The sequence below is a fragment of the Bryobacter aggregatus MPL3 genome, from assembly GCF_000702445.1.
Taxonomy (GTDB): domain Bacteria; phylum Acidobacteriota; class Terriglobia; order Bryobacterales; family Bryobacteraceae; genus Bryobacter; species Bryobacter aggregatus.
Map to the genome: position 1 here is coordinate 1,636,497 of NZ_JNIF01000003.1, position 15,661 is coordinate 1,652,157.

Sequence of the window (15,661 nt, forward strand, 5' to 3'; positions counted from 1 at the left end):
TGCTTCATTTAAGGTCGCCTGGAAACCTCTTAAGCAATTGAAAATAATTGAGATATTTGCTCGGTAGTTTTATCCCTTCGTTTTTGGTGTCTAGGTGAGTTTTGGGATCGGAGGGCGACGAGACATCTACTGCTTATTTCAGTTGATCTCCTCCGGAGGGTGCTGCAGCAGGAGTGCAAGAGGATTTTCTGGGAAATCCATTTAGGAATCGGTGACCGGGTTGCGAGTGTTTCGCGAGTTGGAGATCACGCCGTGCGGGCTCTTGTTAGAGCACGCCACTCAAACGCGAGGCTGCCTGGAGCACGGCCGACAAGTAGAGACACAGGACGGCCAAAGCGGCACAATCGACCAGCCTCAAGCTTTGTGGAGCCTGCCTGAGCGTCATTTTCGAATGGCAGCGCGCGCGAACTCGCTTCTCCCAATCGGCGCTGGGTTTGACAGTTCGCAAGTTGGCCAAGCGTTCAATCACTTGATCTTCGCGATTCGTCATTGGATCACCTCATTCGAAAGGATGCCGCTAGGCAGTTCCTGGTCCTTCAATCGTTGCGCGAGTAGGGCGCGAGCGCGACTCAGGCGTTGGCGCAGGGCTTCCGGGGAGACGCCACAGACGAGGGCGGCATCTAAGGGGCGCAGGCCTTCATAGCCAACCAGCAAGAGGACTTCCCGGTATTTGGGCGGCAACTCCATGAGAGCTGTTTCGAGCCGCTGTTCCAATTCATCGACAACCGCTAAGTCGAGCGGCGAGGACGGGGCGCCGCTTTGGCATAAGGATATCCAATCGCGCGCTTCAGCTTGTTCGCGGGATCTGGAACGGTAGTCGCTGAGGAACAAGTTGCGTGCGACGGTGAAGAGCCAGGGTCCGAGCCGGGTGTCGGGGGCGAGCGTCTTTCCGTTGGAGACCAATCGCAACCAGGTTTCTTCCAGTAAATCCTCGGCAGCGCTGCGGTTTCTTGTCATGCGCAGGAGGAAGTTGAAGAGGCGCAAGTTATAGGCATCGTAGATCGCGTCAAAAGCACGGACATCACCAGCCCGCAACTGTTGGACAAGCGCGACTTCCTGTTCTCGCTCCATAGGAAGCATAACGCCAACCAAGCTTGTTCGTGACAGCTGTCACGAGTTGCGGCTTGCGGCGTTATTCCCAAGTGTAGTCACTGTGACAACAAGTAAGGAGAATCGATATGCGTGGAATTGTTGGAGCGAGCATGGCTTCGCTTTTGGGTTTACTGATTTGCGTGGCGCCGACCCTGGTTGGCGTCTGGTATGCGATTCGGCCGAGCGAGCGGGGGTTGGCGCTGATGAAGCCGCTGACGCTGGCCGCCACGTTTTCGGCGCTCTGTGGACTTGTCTTGGCGATTGCGAATGGCGCTCTCGTTGCCAGCACATTGGCCGATATAAATCTGGCGGGCGTCCGGCTGATAGGAGCCGTTCTGTCGGAAGGGCTTGCGCCAGTGGTAGCGTCGTTTGCCTGCCTGACCGTCGCGTGGGCGTGTGTGGCGATCGGGACGCGGCGGCTTTAGCGACGAGCGGCCGCTGGCGGACTGATGGGGGCGCCTTCGCTATTGTCAATCCGCCCGAAGTGTCAAAATTTCGTGAGCCTGTTGCAGAATCGTGCAACCAATAACTGGAGCGAACCGAGAACTGCAACGCAAACATTTCACTTTGTCCGCTCCGGCCTCCGTCTCTGATCCTATTGCCTGGTAAATATCCATCTGCATCTCAGCTAATATTGATCCCGATTCCTGTCTCTGAAGATCTGTTGGATTTCGGAAATCGAACGCACAGCTCCCTCAGTGATAATTCCAAATTCCACAGGAAACTGCATTTCGGGCTTTCTGGGCTTCGTAAAATGGGCATCCTGATCTAATTCCAATACTCTCTCGGACGCCCAGGCCAGTGCCCACGGTATCTCAAAAGTCGATTCTGCTTCCACTCTTTTGAACCACTCAAGATAACGTTCATACTGAATCGCCCTAGAGCCGGAGATCAACCAAGTTGAGTTGCTAAATTTAATAATCATTAGCATGCAGCAGGTAGTTTGTGAAATAGAAACACACGCGTAATCGGCAAGCTCTGGAACTTCGACCGTAAATCTACCACGAAGCGAAATAGGATCGATCCGCACTTCAAACTGATGATCTCCCACACTACTCTGCGCATAGGCCAATGACTTCGTCGATACCCCGGCCGGAAAAATAGGTGAGGTCGACGAACGAATTCGATATTGAACCCGATCACCCACGGATAATGAGCGCTCGCCAATTTTACAATCGGAGACTGGGTACCGATGTCGCTCATGAATGCTCACATATCGAAATGCTCCGCTTGGGTCGCGTCGTCGCAATAACGGCTCAATGACGGACCGCTCCGGCGACGTAGTCGGTACGATGACACTCTTTTCGCTGTGGAGGTTAGCGATAGAAACAATGACATGAAGCTTTTCGGCAGGGAATAGCACTGGATAAGCGCTTTGGGCTTCCGCTGATATCATTTGATCTGCTAGCAATCGAGAAAATCCAACACAGTCATTCTGTGTTCCCGGGCTTAGCTGTTGGAGGGCCAGGGCAAACCAGAGGGAGAAGATCATGGACGAAAGCGCTTTCTCGATTCCTGATACGTCTCCTCAATCCACTTCGAGTCGTGAGTGAAAGTCGAGGACTGCACAATTAACTGCTTGAGTGAAATAGACTCGCTCGACCGCGAGATCCGGAACCTCGTATCTGGCGGCACTTCTGTAAGCACCAAGCTATTGCGCTCAATGAGGAACCTGGATGCTAGCGCAGACTTCTCCCGGTGATAGTCCCGGACTGCTGCCTGATAACCAATCGTATGCCCTGCCCCAACTGCTGCCAAGAGGAGATGGCGTCCCTCGAGATTTACGATTGCGAAGGGCTGACAGAACTTCCTTGGGTCTTGGACCATTTTGCCTTTCTCCATATAGGTCCGCACCACCTCTCGATCAACACAGGTATAATCGACAAGCTCTGCTTCCGCAACCTGGTAATATCCTTCTACCCGAAAGCGCCCAAGATGAAAGATATAGAGCTGCTCCCCTGCATTTCTACTGGCTGTCGCGATATATCGTGTGGCATCAATCTCGCCTTCCAGGAGTCGATCCGGAAACCACGCCAAGTTGAACTCCTTGGTTTCACCAGGCAGAATCAAGATTGTATCTGGCAAGCAGAATGGCTTGTCACCTTCTTTACGGGGTTGATGGTATACAGACCGATACGCATATTTGTGCTCAGCTTCATTCCAAGTCCGTGTTGGACTTTCGATGAGCATTCCCGTGTAGCTTTTTAAGTTTGGAATTTGAAGAGCCACACCGGCTTGATTCGTCACTGCTATCACAGGAGCGAGCAACTGACCAGGTAGTAAGGGTTGATTCCGAAGCTCCGTTCGCCAGTTCAAGCCTTTTTGCTCCATCAAATCCTGGAACTGGCGGCATTGGGGAGTGAAGTCTTGACCGTGTGCCGCCTGGTACGTACACCAGATGAGCAAAACAGCGCGTACGTGAAAAGAAGATGTATTCATAAGAGACCTCAGTTCAATCTGAGCAATGAGACGTCATTTCTGCTCGCAGACAGCGCACTTGTTGTGCTTTGGAATATATAACTTCCGGGCAGGAGGCTCACGAGTCCGGGATCGATGATGGCACTCATAATTCCTTGCAAGTCAAATAGCTCTAAGTAGGTGAGAAGGCTTGTATTCGGAGCGCTCAAAAAATCAAACCGAGTAGGAGCGAACTGAATAGTGGTTGTGCTTGAAGCCGAAGTACAGAGCGCAAGAGACAAAGATGTGGTGCTCAGACCGGCACTAGCTCCAATATGCGGACTTGGACTATCTAATACTTTGGCATAAGAGAGACCACCGCCCGTATAGCATATATACTGTGTCGTAGCATAGAGTGATTTATTGGAGGAAGTAGACTCCGAATATTCGTTGAACCCTAGAGATGAGAGAGCTGTTGTATCATCTAGCGGAGTCGGTTTTCGCGTCAACGGTCGCATATAATGTTCGAGACCAAACCTATGCCCAACTTCATGGGCCACGGATATGGCAACGATCATATCCTGCACAGCTGGACTATTAGTTGCGTTGTCAATATTAACCAAACAAATATTTATCTTAACTTTATCCTTTCCGAGATTCGGAACCCATCCCATCGTCTCTGCAGAATTGCAAGCGCCGGTGGTGGAGGCTGTGAAGACAAGTGGAAAATTTTGAAGATCGCTTGAGGCTTCTGAATTTAAGTTCAATTTGTCTAGATCGCCTGTCGGCAGTGTTGAATACTGTGTCGATCCAAGCTCGAAGAACTCTACCTCGTTTTCTAGCTTGGGTTTTAAGATAACCCCGATAGCTGTCTTTGCCCGATTATTTATACCTGTTTCATCAGCGAAGAATGAAGTCAAGATGAGAGGATTGGTTCGTATATGCTCGGGCTGTCCGTCGACAGTTATATGAAATCCTCGATACTCATCATAGGCGCTATAGCCATCACCAGCCTTAATACCAGTGGCAGCGACAGATGTTTTTTCCTCATCCCAGTTTGGCGGAAAGTGATCTTGCATTAGTGCCGTCCTTGCATAATCGATTTCCCAACTGTCTGCAATTTTGTTGCAGTCGGTATCAATGGGTATCTGTATGATTGTTCTGACATCTTCCATCCCTACAGCGCAAGTAGGAGGCGGAAGAATATTTTCATAATCCGCGTCATAAACTGGAGTTGATTCTGCGTATATCCACTCATCCCCAATTTTGGCCTTTGCTCGCAGCAAAGTGACGCCCCCGTAATCCAGGGAGATCACTTTTACCGCAGCGAAGTTAACATCATCAATCGTCGTGATGGATTGCCCATTGGAGATTGGTGGATCAAAATCATCTTCAACGAAAGGCTCGAGCTTATAATCTGGATCGTTAACAGTATCAGCGCCAACGTTACTGCTGATTCCTGGACGAAATCCACTATCACCTGCATACTTAGTGAGTTCAAACGTGATTTTGGCGGTAAATCCGGTTCGTGTTGAGAAGCCAGTATAATACTCAGACTCACAAACCAAATTTTCCACGCCACATTTCGCTGCCGAATCTCCTTTAGCCCGAGGAAGGAATGAATAAGGAGTCGAGTTCATATCAAAGGAAAACCGACAATCGATCACAATGTCAAATCCTAGCGGTGAAAAATATGATCCTCGGGTTGAGGTTACCTCGAATTCGAATGAGGCTTCTTCATCAGTAGTGAGGTGGCTAATGTCAATTGCCTTAGGAATGGAGCGAGTCCACAATGTTCCGTCTGATGTCGGCATTGACGTCCAACCTGAGCCACTAGGGGGCGTAGTTCCCCCACTCACCGAAGAGGAAAAGTCAATAAGGGCCGTATTCGTGGTCAGATCCTTTAGAGAAGTCTGGAAAGAAGCGCTACACGTTTCACCTGGCGTCGGGCTTGAGCAACGGATGTGGTTCTGCAAGTAATATTCGCTCATGATGACTAAAATGAGGCGCTGACCGATTGGAGCCGTCATCGGCTGAGTACAGGTGAACGATGGATCTCTAAGTTCTCCATCGATGGCAGTTCCGACAGAAACATTTTCCACAGTTGGCCAGTTTGCACAAGTGGTTTGACCCAAAAGGGTAAACGAGCCGACCAAGAAACAATATGCGGTAAGGAATCGACGCATGCGTGAGACAGTAACAGAACTAGAAAAAATGTCAACAGATATAAGGTAGAATATTCCTAAATATCAGTAAATAGTTACCGAAACTCATCCGGATCGCCGACTTTCACATCTCGCTTGGCTGGGCATTCGGCCTCGAGATGATTCTGGGATGGATTTGGAAGTTTCTAATTGATTCCCGCAGGCGCTTTCTGAACCATGATCCTTAGCAAAAGTCTGGTGCCTTTGGCTTCAGTCAAACTGCAGTTCCGTGTAAAGTGGCCCCACTATGAACGCTTCGCGGCTGAGCACCATTCTCCTTGCCGCAACATATATAATGAAATCGAGCGCTCGGCTGGATTGCCGACGCATGTGGGTTCCTCTGGAATTCACACATCAAGAGTTGGGGTGACGCCCAACGCCAACCTGCTATCCGAGCAAGGTGGCGCTCCCGCGAGGGAGGATGTGGCCGATTCGGCAACGAAACGGAGTACGGTGAGGCGTCTATCCCCTGAAATGTAGGAGAGACGCGTCCATGCCGATCAAAATACCCGATCATCTGCCTGCCTGTAGCACCCTCGAAGCCGAGGGCGTGATGGTGTTGCGTGAGACCGACGCTGTGCGCCAGGATATCCGCCCCCTGCGCATTGGGCTACTGAACCTGATGCCCAACAAAATCAGGACCGAAACGCAGATTGCGCGCCTGATTGGGGCCAGTCCTCTACAGGTGGAGCTGAGCCTGATTCGCATCACGAACCATGTCGCTCGCAATACCCCGACCGAACACATGATCTCGTTCTATCGCCCGTGGGAAGAAGTGCAGAACGAGCGCTTCGATGGCTTCATCATCACCGGCGCGCCGGTCGAACGGATGCCTTTTGAGGACGTCAACTACTGGGACGAAATGCGCCGCGTTTTTGACTGGTCGCAAACCCATGTCCATCGCAATCTGAATATCTGCTGGGCCGCCCAGGCCGCCGTCTATCACTTCCACGGGATGCCGAAATATGATCTTTCGGCCAAGGCCTTTGGCGTGTTCCGGCATCACAACCTGGCGCCCGCCTCGCCGTATCTGCGCGGATTTTCTGACGACTTCTCGATTCCGGTTTCGCGCTGGACGGAGATTCGGCGGGAAGACATTCCGTCTGGTCATGGGATTCGAGTTTTGGCAGAGAGTGAAGAGACCGGAGTCTGTCTGCTCGATGATCCGAAGCGCCGCGCTCTCCATATGTTCAATCATGTGGAATACGATTCGACATCGCTGGCTGAGGAATATGCGCGCGATGTTGCGGCCAACAGCGAGATTCTCGTTCCGCGGAACTACTTTCCGCATGACGATCCGCATCGGCCCCCGGAGAACCGTTGGCGCAGTCATGCGCATCTGTTGTTTGGAAACTGGATCAACGAGATCTACCAGACAACGCCCTTTGATGCGACGCAGATTGGCAGTCGCTCCGCAGAAGACTCCCTGATCGAGACCCCGGCTTAGGCCGGGGTTTTCTTTTGTTCGCGATCTAGATGTAGAGAGTCTACTGCCACGGATGGATAGTGACTTGGACTGGGGCTCTGATTGCGCTGGCCGCAGCCTGGATCGAGGAACCGACAACACAGGCGGCTCCTTCCTGAGGAATCGAAAAGCGAACAGCCTCAATTCTCAGATTGTTCTCCAAAGAGGGAACATCCATGCCTCACGCCGTGTTCCTGATTACATAAGGAGTAAGAACAAGGCGCGTACGCTGCACATGGTGGCGCTCGGCAGCATCGTCGAATGCAGGGCTGAAGAGAAGATTGAGGAAGTATACCTGGATTGCAGCATCGAGAGCAGCTCGGTTGCGCCGCAGTAGGAGCGGAAGGCGGTGCGCGTAGGATTTTTGCCCGAAAGATCTTTGTGCGGGCGGAACGCTTTGCGGATCGATTGGTGGGATGCAGGAACGGCTAGATCACGTTGGCAATCGCGGACAGGAAAATCTAATCGATACTCGATTCCACAACCCTAGAAATCGAGTATCGTATTGAGGTGCCAATCGCTGAAAATCAATTGCCCCTGCCCGCACAGAAATGTCCGACACTTCGTGAGATCTATTTGACGGATATCGTTACGGATCACGCAGGCCAGCAACGGAATCCGTTTCCAACTTCCACTCCGCCTGAGATCAGCGCTCATCTCTACGACAAGATTGTCGGCAGTGAACGCCGGCGCACCATCGAAATCGGCATGGCCTATGGCCTCTCGACGCTCAGTATCCTGCAAGCCCATTGTGACAACGGTGGCGGGACACACATTGCACTCGACCCGGGACAAGACCATCGCTGGGGAAATATTGGGCTATTGAATGTCGAACGGTCTGGACTCGGCAAGAATTTTCGCTTCTTCGAACAAGCCTCTCATGTCGCATTGCCGGCACTTCTGGCCGAAAAACAGATCTTCGACTTTGCTTTTATCGATGGCTGTCATTTGTTCGATTACGCACTGCTCGACTTCTTCTACATCGACAAGATGATGGAAGTGGGCGGGCTGATCATGATCGATGACGTGTGGATGCCCGCGGTTCGCAAGCTGATTTCCTTTATTCTGCGGAATCAGAACTATCGCATGGTTCCCTATGAATCCAAGCCAGGCTTTGGATCGCCGATCAAACGGATCGCAGGCCGATTGCGGCGCTCGCCCCGCGAAGGCTTCCATCTCCAGACCATGTTGCTGCCGTCCAACATCTGCCTGCTCGAGAAGACGAGTGTAGAACTGCGGCCTTGGGATTTTCACCAAAGCTTTTAATTTTTTTTGCGGAATGAGGGAACGCTCTCCGCCTCAGCGCGTAGTACTGATGTGGCATCGCCACAGGAGAGTGCATGGCTGAAGAGAAACTCGATCTGCTGCAAGGGACCCTCGATGTGATGGTGCTGCAGACACTGAACGCGATGGGCGCGGTGCATGGCTACGGCATTGCCCGGCGCATTGAACAGGTGAGCGGCAATGAAGTGCTGCTGAATCAAGGGACCATTTATGCTTCCCTGGTGCGCTTGCAGCAGCGTGGGTGGATCGATTCCGAGTGGGGTTGCTCCGCGAATAACCGCAAGGCAAAGTTCTACACGATCACGCCGAGAGGCAAGAAGCAACTCGAAGAAGATCTCGCCTATTGGCGGCGCCTGGCCGGCGTGATGAGCCGTGTTTTTGCCATGGAGGCCGGACAATGAGCGCCTCCCGGGAATGGTTTGCCAAACTGCGCTCGGTGTTCCAGAAGCAGCAGATGGATGCGGATCTGAAGGCAGAACTCGCCTCGCACATTGAACTGGCTGTGGAGGAGAACCTCGCGCGAGGAATGAGCGAGACCGAGGCTCGGCGTCAGGCGCTGATCAGCCTGGGAGGCATGTCGGCAACAACGGAGCAGCAACGCGATGCGCGGGGCCTGCCCTTTCTCGAAACGATTCTCCAGGACCTCCGCTATACAGCGAGAACCTTGCGCAAGGACCTTGGCTTTACTGTGTTTGCCGTGTTGATCGTCGGCCTGGGGATTGGCGCGAGTTGCACCATCTTCAGCGTCGTCAATGCGTTGTTACTGCGGCCACTGCCCTTTGCCGATCCGGCGAGCTTGGTGTGGCTGGCGAATGCGAAGAGCGATGAAGGCCTCTCGGCGCAGACCGTGCAAGTGAATCATCTGCTCGAATTCAAAAAGCGCAACCAGAGCTTCTCGGATATCGCCGCTTACTTTGCTTTCTATGGGAATGGTGATCTGAAAATGGTGGGCAACGGACCGCCGGAGCGGCTCACCCAGTTACCGGTGTCGCAGAATTTCTTCCCCCTCCTGGGCATCCAGCCTGAACTGGGGCGCAACTTCACCGACGAGGAGTGCAAGTGGAACGGCCCCAAAGCAGTGTTGCTGAGCCATGGCTTCTGGGAGCAACGCTTTGCCTCGGACCCGAAGATTGTTGGCCGCACCTTGACGATGGAAGACGCAACCTTGACGGTGGTGGGTGTGCTGCCCGCGTCCTTCGATTTTGCCTCGGTCTTTGCGCCAGGTACGCATTTTGATCTGTATGCTCCCTTCCCGTTGACGGCCGAGACCAATCGCTGGGGCAACACCTTGGCGTTGATTGGCAGATTGAAGCCGGGCGTGTCGCTACCAGCAGCGAATGCGGAAGCACAAGCCTTGAGTGTCCAGTTGATGCAGCAAAACCGCAACATGAACAGGCTCACTCTCCAGGCCAGCCGTCTCACAGAGCATGTGAGCGGCAGGCTGCGCTCCGCACTGCTCTTGCTTGCTTTTGCAGTCGGTGTCGTGATGCTGATTGTCTGCGCGAATCTTTCCAATCTTCTGCTGGCGAGAACAACCGCCCGGCAGAAGGAAATCGCCGTTCGCATTGCACTGGGCGCGGGCCGGAGACGCTTGATCCGGCAGATGCTGACAGAGAGTATCGTGCTCTCCTCGCTGGGCGCCATCGTCGGACTCGCACTGGCAGCTGGTGGCACCTATCTTCTTTCTCACCTCACGACAGTCAGCGTTCCTCTCTTGGGCAAGGTCAACTTAGATCTGGGAGCATTTAGCTTCACGTTGGTGGCGGCTATTCTGACCGGCTTGCTGTTTGGCGTAGTGCCCGCCTTTCAGATTCCGAGCCTTGCCTTGCATGAGTCGTTGAAGGACAACAGCCGGGGATCGAGCGAAGGCAAGGGACGCGGCTCGATTCGAGGCGTGCTGGTCGTGGCCGAAATTGCCTTTGCCTGTGTCCTGGTTGTCGCCTCCGGACTGCTGATTCGCAGCTTTCTGCGTGTGCTCGATGTGAATCTTGGGTTTGAGCCCGCCCGTACGGCGGCGATACGCATTGACCCTGGCTCGAAGTACAACACCAGGGAAAAACAGAACGCTTACTTTGATGAAGCGCTGCGCCTGACCAAGGCGATTCCGGGAGTGGAGGCCGCAGGCCTGACGGACGCTTTACCGCTCGGCCGCAACCGTACCTGGGGTGCAGGCGCAAAGGGTGTTGCCTATGATCCCGACAAGTATCCAGAGGCCTTTGTCCGCATCTCGAGCGATGGCTATCTGAAGGCGATGGGCATTGCGCTCAAGGAAGGCCGCGACTTCAGTCCGCGCGATACTCCGGGCACGGAGCCGGTTCTGATTATTAACGAGACCATGGCGCGCACGCTCTGGCCGGGGCAGAATGCAATCGGACAGCTAGTGCCTTTTGGGCCGAAGATGGATCGCCGTGTGATCGGCATTGCCGCGGACGTGAGGCATCTGGCGCTCGAGAAGGAGTCTGGCAACGAGATGTATGTGCCCATTCGGCAGACCGGAGACTTTGCTTCCGTCGATTTGGTGGTGCGGACGACGCTGCCTCCCGCGCAATTGGCCGAGGCCGTGCGCCAGGCACTCCGCCCGATTGAACCAAATCTGCCAGCGAACGAGTTCCGTACGCTGCAGCAGTTGGTCGATAAATCCACTTCGCCACGGCGCCTGATCGTGATGCTGCTGGGAGGCTTTGCCGCCTTTGCCCTGGTGCTCGCTTCGCTTGGGATTTATGCCGTGATCTCATACTCCGTTAGCCAAAGAACTCAGGAGATCGGCATCCGCATGGCGCTCGGCGAGACGGCGGGCGACTTGCAATTGCGGATTCTCAAGCAGACGCTTGTGTTGGCTGCCATTGGGATGACGGTTGGCTCGGCGGCGGCCTGGGCGCTGGGGCAGTCGCTGTCCGGCTTGTTGTTCGGAGTGACGCCGAATGACCCGCTCACCTTCGCGGTGATGCTGATTACGATTTCGGCGGTGGCGCTGCTGGCGGGATATCTACCGGCGCGCCGGGCTTCCAAGATCGACCCCATGGTGGCGTTGCGCTCAGCTTAGCTCTAACTACAGCTAGAAGGAGATCACTGAACGCGGCGAATAATAAAAAATTTCTATCATTTCTCTGGAACTTATAAGCCTTCCAGGTATGAACTTTTTTTTATTGCAATCGCTACATATGTCCTATAGCATCTCAACATGGACTATCCACAGAGTGGTAAAGAAACAAACTAATGAAAATGGAGTAGCTTGAATGAAAATCATCCTTTTATTTTTAATAGTGTGCAACAACATTCTTGGACTCTACTATCTTAAGCCGGGAACCACCATTCCACTTTCGGGATGTTTATCGTCCGGCGGGTCTGGGGAACTTGTAACCTTTACTACGACTTCCGGCGGGGGCGGAGGACATGAGGCGACGAACCACGATGTCAGCGCGCGTCCTCGAGGGAGTTTCTCTGGATTTGGATCCGCAACAACTATTGGCGTCTACACGGGTGTTGATGGATGTGCTCACGTCACATGGGTTGCCCCAATATTTTCTGGCTTTTATGATATTTCCGCATACGGAGGCGGCGGTTCAGACCTCTCGAACTTGCTGGTATACACTCAGGCCGATGGAGGAGACCTATTGCTTCCATTAGCTGTTGCCCCTTCCAGCTACCAACTAATTGGAATGACGCCTCCACATCCACAAAACCACTACGGCACCACTGACGCAATTACGAAATTAGGAGTAATTATTGGAGCATTCAGAGGATCAACTGGATTATTGCCCTCCGTGAACGATATGAGTTTAATATATGGAGGGAAATTTGATTTTGTGGTAGGGAGTTCCAGCTCCGGGTGCTGGACAGATACTGTGTCTTGCGGCCATCAAGAGCACCGACTTGGAACGAATGCTGATATTTCATTCGCTTCTTTAGGAACAGTGACTCAAAGAGCGCTATTTAAAACGATGGCTGAAGCGGGAGGTGGGGATGGTGGCGGCCCCATTGTCGTTCACGCTGATCATTTCCATTTAAGGTTTTAATAAATAAGGTGCTTTATGAAATATTTACACCGACTGCCAGTAATTGTAACCTACAGCATAATTGCGACGGCACAGCAAACCAAACCTATCCGGATCACCGTCGGTCAGCCATCAACTGCACCTCAGTTGGAGCGGGAAGAGAACGATTCCGTTCAGTTGGACGCCGCAAGCGGAGATATCATCGTGTCTTCCAGGAATGAATCCTTTCGGATCCCTCCTGAAACAAACATCAACGCCAACTGGAGCTGCGACATTTCACGTGCGGCATCGAAGTTTATCTATGACTGCAAGCTGACAACTGGCCCCGGTGCGCTAAACCAAGTCATCGCGTTCAGCATGGCCAGCGAAGATCCAGACTCTCTCACGGTCAGATTGCCCTCAGGGTGGAAGACATTTAAAGGTGTCGATAAATTACATCCGTCGCTTGAGTTTATTTTAGTGGGAGGCGATGGCATCGACCGGGAGGCAATGGCTGCAACCGGACGAACGGATGCGTTCCGCTTCGAGAGTGAACTCATGCCAGGAGTGGTTTCGTTTGATCTCAGACCTGTCCCGCGTTTTCCGAAGCCAGGAGAGAAGTCGCTTGGAGAGCGACTCGACGCCATCTCCCCTTGGGCGAACGCTGAAATTTTGAAATTAGAGACCAAAGACCGTCATCGTCGTCGCTTTCTAACGGTTGGCCCAAAGATCCGCGCACAAGTGGATTCCTATGCAGCGTTGCGAGCTGAACTGATGATATTGATTGGCGTACCCGAGTACGGCCTGTGGCAGGTTCATCTATCCAAACTGTCTCAGACCACAGATCCCGAACTGGGGAGCCTTGTACGAAGCCTACCAGAAAGCTCTCCCACCCAGACCGCTCTGCGGCAGGCGTTGCTTCTACGTGTGGAGTCACTCCCGCGCTAAGGGCAAAATCGAGGCGCCAAACAAATAGCGCTGCACCAGCTCCCAGATACGGTCGGCATTGGCTTCGCCGCCGCAGCAGCCATGTTCGCGGCAAACGGTGATGAGCCCGGCGCGGCGGACGTATTGCGCAAACAGCGGCAGGCTTGCACCAAACTCGCTGGCAAAGATGCCTTCGTCCCAGGCCAGCACGCGGTCGCGGTAGGCATAGGCAAAGCAATCGAGATCGATGTCGAGCAGGATCGGCGTGTCGGTCCAATCGAGCAACGCTTTTGCGCGCGCGCCAAGACTGTCGAGCTTGGCCGGCATCTGGTAGCGGCCCATGATCGCCGCATTGCCGACTGCCTTGGGCAAGTCTCCCATGCGATCGTCGACACCAAAGATGAAGACATCTTCGAGGATGCCAAGCCGGATGCCGGCAACGATCCAATCGTCGTCGTGATGGCTGAGCGTGTGTTCGCAGAAATCGAGGAGCGAGGCCAGGGTGAGCGGGAAGAGCTCGAAATCCACCGGGTCGGCGGCATCGGTGTGGCGATCGAAAAGGATTGTCTTGACGGGCCGGGGAAGCCGGCCTTCTTCTTGCGCCTGGAAAATGAGCGGCAACACCCAGCGATGGTCTTCATGATAGAAGAGCGGCGTTTCGCCATAGCGGAAGGAGCGCAGGCGATCTTTCTCGATCAGCGAAGCGAGCATCTCAGCCTTCTGCCGGTGCAAAGCCAATGATGCTGATACGGGCATCGTCTGCCGCCTTCAGCAGAGCGTCTTTGTCGAGCAACAAGGTGCGGCCCGCATCGACAGCCAGCACCCGCGCGCCACATTCCCGCATCACCTCGATGGTGGTGGGTCCGGTGACCGGCACGTCAAAGAGCAGATGCTTGCGGCGGCGCGACGCCTTGACCAGCGTAAGTTCTTTGCCATTGACCAGACTGGCCGCACGGCGCAGCATCGCGTCCGTGCCTTCCATTGCTTCCACCGCAACGCAGGCCTGGTCGGCAATGGCCACGCTTTGTCCGATGTCGAGACCGGCCAACGTATTAGCCACCGTGCGTCCGTAGGCGACATTCTTTTCTTCGTCGCCAGTCAATTTGCGGCGCGCCATCAGGCCTTCGGTCGCAAGAAGACTGGTGAGCAGGCGTGTTGAAGCAACCAGCTCAATGCCTTCGCTCTTCAGCTCGTCGACCACGACGCCGATCAGCGAGTCTGTGTTCTTAGTGGCGAGCTTGCCCAGCAGCTTGAAGAGCCGCCAATCGGGCCGGATCGCCGAAAAGATGCTGACATGCTTCACCTGGCCCGCCATCATCACTTGCGTGATGCCGTCCTGGTGCAGCGTGTCGATCAGCTTGCTGAGATCGCCCAGCGAGATCCAAACCGTCTTTGCCGCCAGCGTCTCGATCACCGGATCGGCCTCTTCTTTGATCGCCATCGCCAGCACTTCGTCGCCCTGCCGGCGCGCGGCTTCGAGAGCCAGAACCGGAAAGCGGCCATTGCCGCAAATGATGGCGTAGCGGGAGGACATTTACTTGATGAAGCCGCGCTCGGAGCTGGCGATGAAGGCCAGCAGCTCTTCGCGCTCGGGAAGCGCTGGCACCTCGGCGCGAATCGCTTCGATCGCCTTGGTCGTGTTCAATTTCTTGTCACGTAAGAGCCGGAAGCACTTGTGCAAAGCCTGGATCGCCTCAGCACTGAAGCCACGGCGCTCGAGCCCCACCTTGTTGACATCGAAAAGCTTGATCTCGCGGCCACTGCCCGTCGTCAGCGAAAAGGGCAACACGTCCTGCACCACAACGCTAAAGCCGCCAATCATCGAATGGCGCCCGATGCGGCAAAACTGATGGACGGCCGAGTGGGCGCTGATCACAGCCCAATCACCCACCGTGACATGCCCAGCGAAGGTGACGCCGTTCGACAGCACGCAGTGGTTGCCGAGTTGGACATCGTGCGCCACATGCGTATAGGCCAGCAGCGAATTGTCGTCGCCAATGCGCGTGATGAGCCCGCCGCCTTCGGTGCCGCGATGGATTGAGACAAACTCGCGGATGCGATTGCGGTTGCCGATGTAGGTATAGGCGCGCTCGCCATGGTACTTCAAGTCCTGCGAGGCGACGCCGACCGTCGCATAAGGATAGAAAACGTTCTCCTCGCCGATTTCGGTGGAGCCTTCGACGTAGACATGCGCCATCAGACGCGTACCCGCCCCGATCTTCACATCGGGACCAATCACACAAAAAGGACCGATCTCGGCGCTCGGGTGGATCTCGGCCTGGGGATCGAGGATTGCCGATGGATGTACCGGCATCGCC

Annotated in this window: 16 protein-coding genes and 1 riboswitch; of the genes, 8 read left to right on the forward strand and 8 right to left on the reverse strand. The window is 54.2% G+C overall.

All coding sequences use genetic code 11. The annotated features are described in order from the left end of the window. Positions 1–265 precede the first annotated feature (265 nt). Both M017_RS27495 and M017_RS27500 read right to left on the reverse strand, forming a co-directional pair. The gene (locus M017_RS27495) at positions 266–490 is read right to left on the reverse strand and encodes a hypothetical protein (RefSeq protein ID WP_031497118.1); all 225 of its coding nucleotides are present in this window, start codon (positions 488–490) and stop codon (positions 266–268) included. After that, entirely contained in the window at positions 487–1,071 is a 585-nt protein-coding gene (locus M017_RS27500) for an RNA polymerase sigma factor (RefSeq protein ID WP_031497120.1), read from the reverse strand. Before M017_RS27500 ends, M017_RS27495 begins: the two co-directional genes overlap by 4 nt. Before the next feature lie 107 nt (positions 1,072–1,178). Between M017_RS27500 and M017_RS0107835 the strand changes: the two genes are divergently transcribed. Further along, positions 1,179–1,517: a hypothetical protein gene (locus M017_RS0107835; RefSeq protein WP_031497121.1), complete on the forward strand. Its 339-nt coding sequence runs from the start codon at positions 1,179–1,181 to the stop codon at positions 1,515–1,517. 203 nt (positions 1,518–1,720) lie between these two features. Here M017_RS0107835 and M017_RS29200 read toward each other — a convergent pair whose 3' ends face one another. Genes M017_RS29200 through M017_RS0107850 form a run of 3 tightly spaced genes read right to left on the reverse strand, consistent with a single transcriptional unit; the run spans position 1,721 to position 5,675 of the window. After that, positions 1,721–2,584, reverse strand: a complete 864-nt coding sequence (locus tag M017_RS29200) for a hypothetical protein (protein ID WP_155121298.1) — start codon at positions 2,582–2,584, stop codon at positions 1,721–1,723. Further along, positions 2,581–3,531 carry a hypothetical protein gene (locus M017_RS0107845; RefSeq protein WP_155121299.1) on the reverse strand — a complete coding sequence of 317 codons (951 nt, stop codon included), beginning with the start codon at positions 3,529–3,531 and terminating at the stop codon, positions 2,581–2,583. The genes M017_RS29200 and M017_RS0107845 overlap by 4 nt, the downstream gene beginning before the upstream one ends. Positions 3,532–3,539: 8 nt before the next feature. After that, a complete protein-coding gene (locus M017_RS0107850; protein ID WP_155121300.1) occupies positions 3,540–5,675 on the reverse strand; it encodes a hypothetical protein in 2,136 nt (711 codons plus the stop codon). 364 nt (positions 5,676–6,039) lie between these two features. Further along, positions 6,040–6,146, forward strand: a riboswitch (SAM-I-IV-variant riboswitch). Between the two features lie 40 nt (positions 6,147–6,186). On the opposite strand from M017_RS0107850, the gene metA reads away from it, so the two are divergent. The 7 genes from metA to M017_RS0107880 all read left to right on the forward strand — a co-directional run bounded on the left by metA (position 6,187) and on the right by M017_RS0107880 (position 13,364). Continuing rightward, a complete protein-coding gene (gene metA / locus M017_RS0107855; RefSeq protein WP_035957728.1) occupies positions 6,187–7,140 on the forward strand; it encodes a homoserine O-acetyltransferase MetA in 954 nt (317 codons plus the stop codon). Positions 7,141–7,192: 52 nt separating this feature from the next. Continuing rightward, a complete protein-coding gene (locus tag M017_RS30185) occupies positions 7,193–7,495 on the forward strand; it encodes a hypothetical protein (RefSeq protein ID WP_031497129.1) in 303 nt (100 codons plus the stop codon). A gap of 173 nt (positions 7,496–7,668) precedes the next feature. Next, positions 7,669–8,424, forward strand: coding sequence for a class I SAM-dependent methyltransferase (locus M017_RS0107865; RefSeq protein WP_031497130.1), 756 nt, complete (start codon positions 7,669–7,671; stop codon positions 8,422–8,424). A gap of 74 nt (positions 8,425–8,498) precedes the next feature. After that, positions 8,499–8,843, forward strand: coding sequence for a PadR family transcriptional regulator (locus M017_RS0107870; RefSeq protein WP_031497132.1), 345 nt, complete (start codon positions 8,499–8,501; stop codon positions 8,841–8,843). Continuing rightward, the gene (locus tag M017_RS0107875; RefSeq protein WP_031497134.1) at positions 8,840–11,485 is read left to right on the forward strand and encodes an ABC transporter permease; all 2,646 of its coding nucleotides are present in this window, start codon (positions 8,840–8,842) and stop codon (positions 11,483–11,485) included. Before M017_RS0107870 ends, M017_RS0107875 begins: the two co-directional genes overlap by 4 nt. Positions 11,486–11,678: 193 nt before the next feature. Further along, positions 11,679–12,458: a hypothetical protein gene (locus M017_RS29205; RefSeq protein ID WP_155121301.1), complete on the forward strand. Its 780-nt coding sequence runs from the start codon at positions 11,679–11,681 to the stop codon at positions 12,456–12,458. A 15-nt stretch (positions 12,459–12,473) separates the two neighbouring features. Further along, positions 12,474–13,364, forward strand: coding sequence for a hypothetical protein (locus tag M017_RS0107880; RefSeq protein WP_031497135.1), 891 nt, complete (start codon positions 12,474–12,476; stop codon positions 13,362–13,364). On the opposite strand, the gene M017_RS0107885 is transcribed toward M017_RS0107880, so the two are convergent. From M017_RS0107885 to lpxA, 3 genes are read right to left on the reverse strand one after another with little or no spacing between them, the layout of a single operon-like run. Then, the gene (locus tag M017_RS0107885) at positions 13,350–14,099 is read right to left on the reverse strand and encodes a hypothetical protein (RefSeq protein ID WP_155121302.1); all 750 of its coding nucleotides are present in this window, start codon (positions 14,097–14,099) and stop codon (positions 13,350–13,352) included. The two genes, M017_RS0107880 and M017_RS0107885, sit on opposite strands and share 15 nt — an antisense overlap. Next, a complete protein-coding gene (locus M017_RS29210; protein ID WP_031497138.1) occupies positions 14,056–14,877 on the reverse strand; it encodes an LpxI family protein in 822 nt (273 codons plus the stop codon). The genes M017_RS0107885 and M017_RS29210 overlap by 44 nt, the downstream gene beginning before the upstream one ends. Then, positions 14,878–15,657: an acyl-ACP--UDP-N-acetylglucosamine O-acyltransferase gene (gene lpxA, locus M017_RS29215; RefSeq protein WP_031497139.1), complete on the reverse strand. Its 780-nt coding sequence runs from the start codon at positions 15,655–15,657 to the stop codon at positions 14,878–14,880. It abuts the gene before it with no gap. Positions 15,658–15,661: the final 4 nt, after the last annotated feature.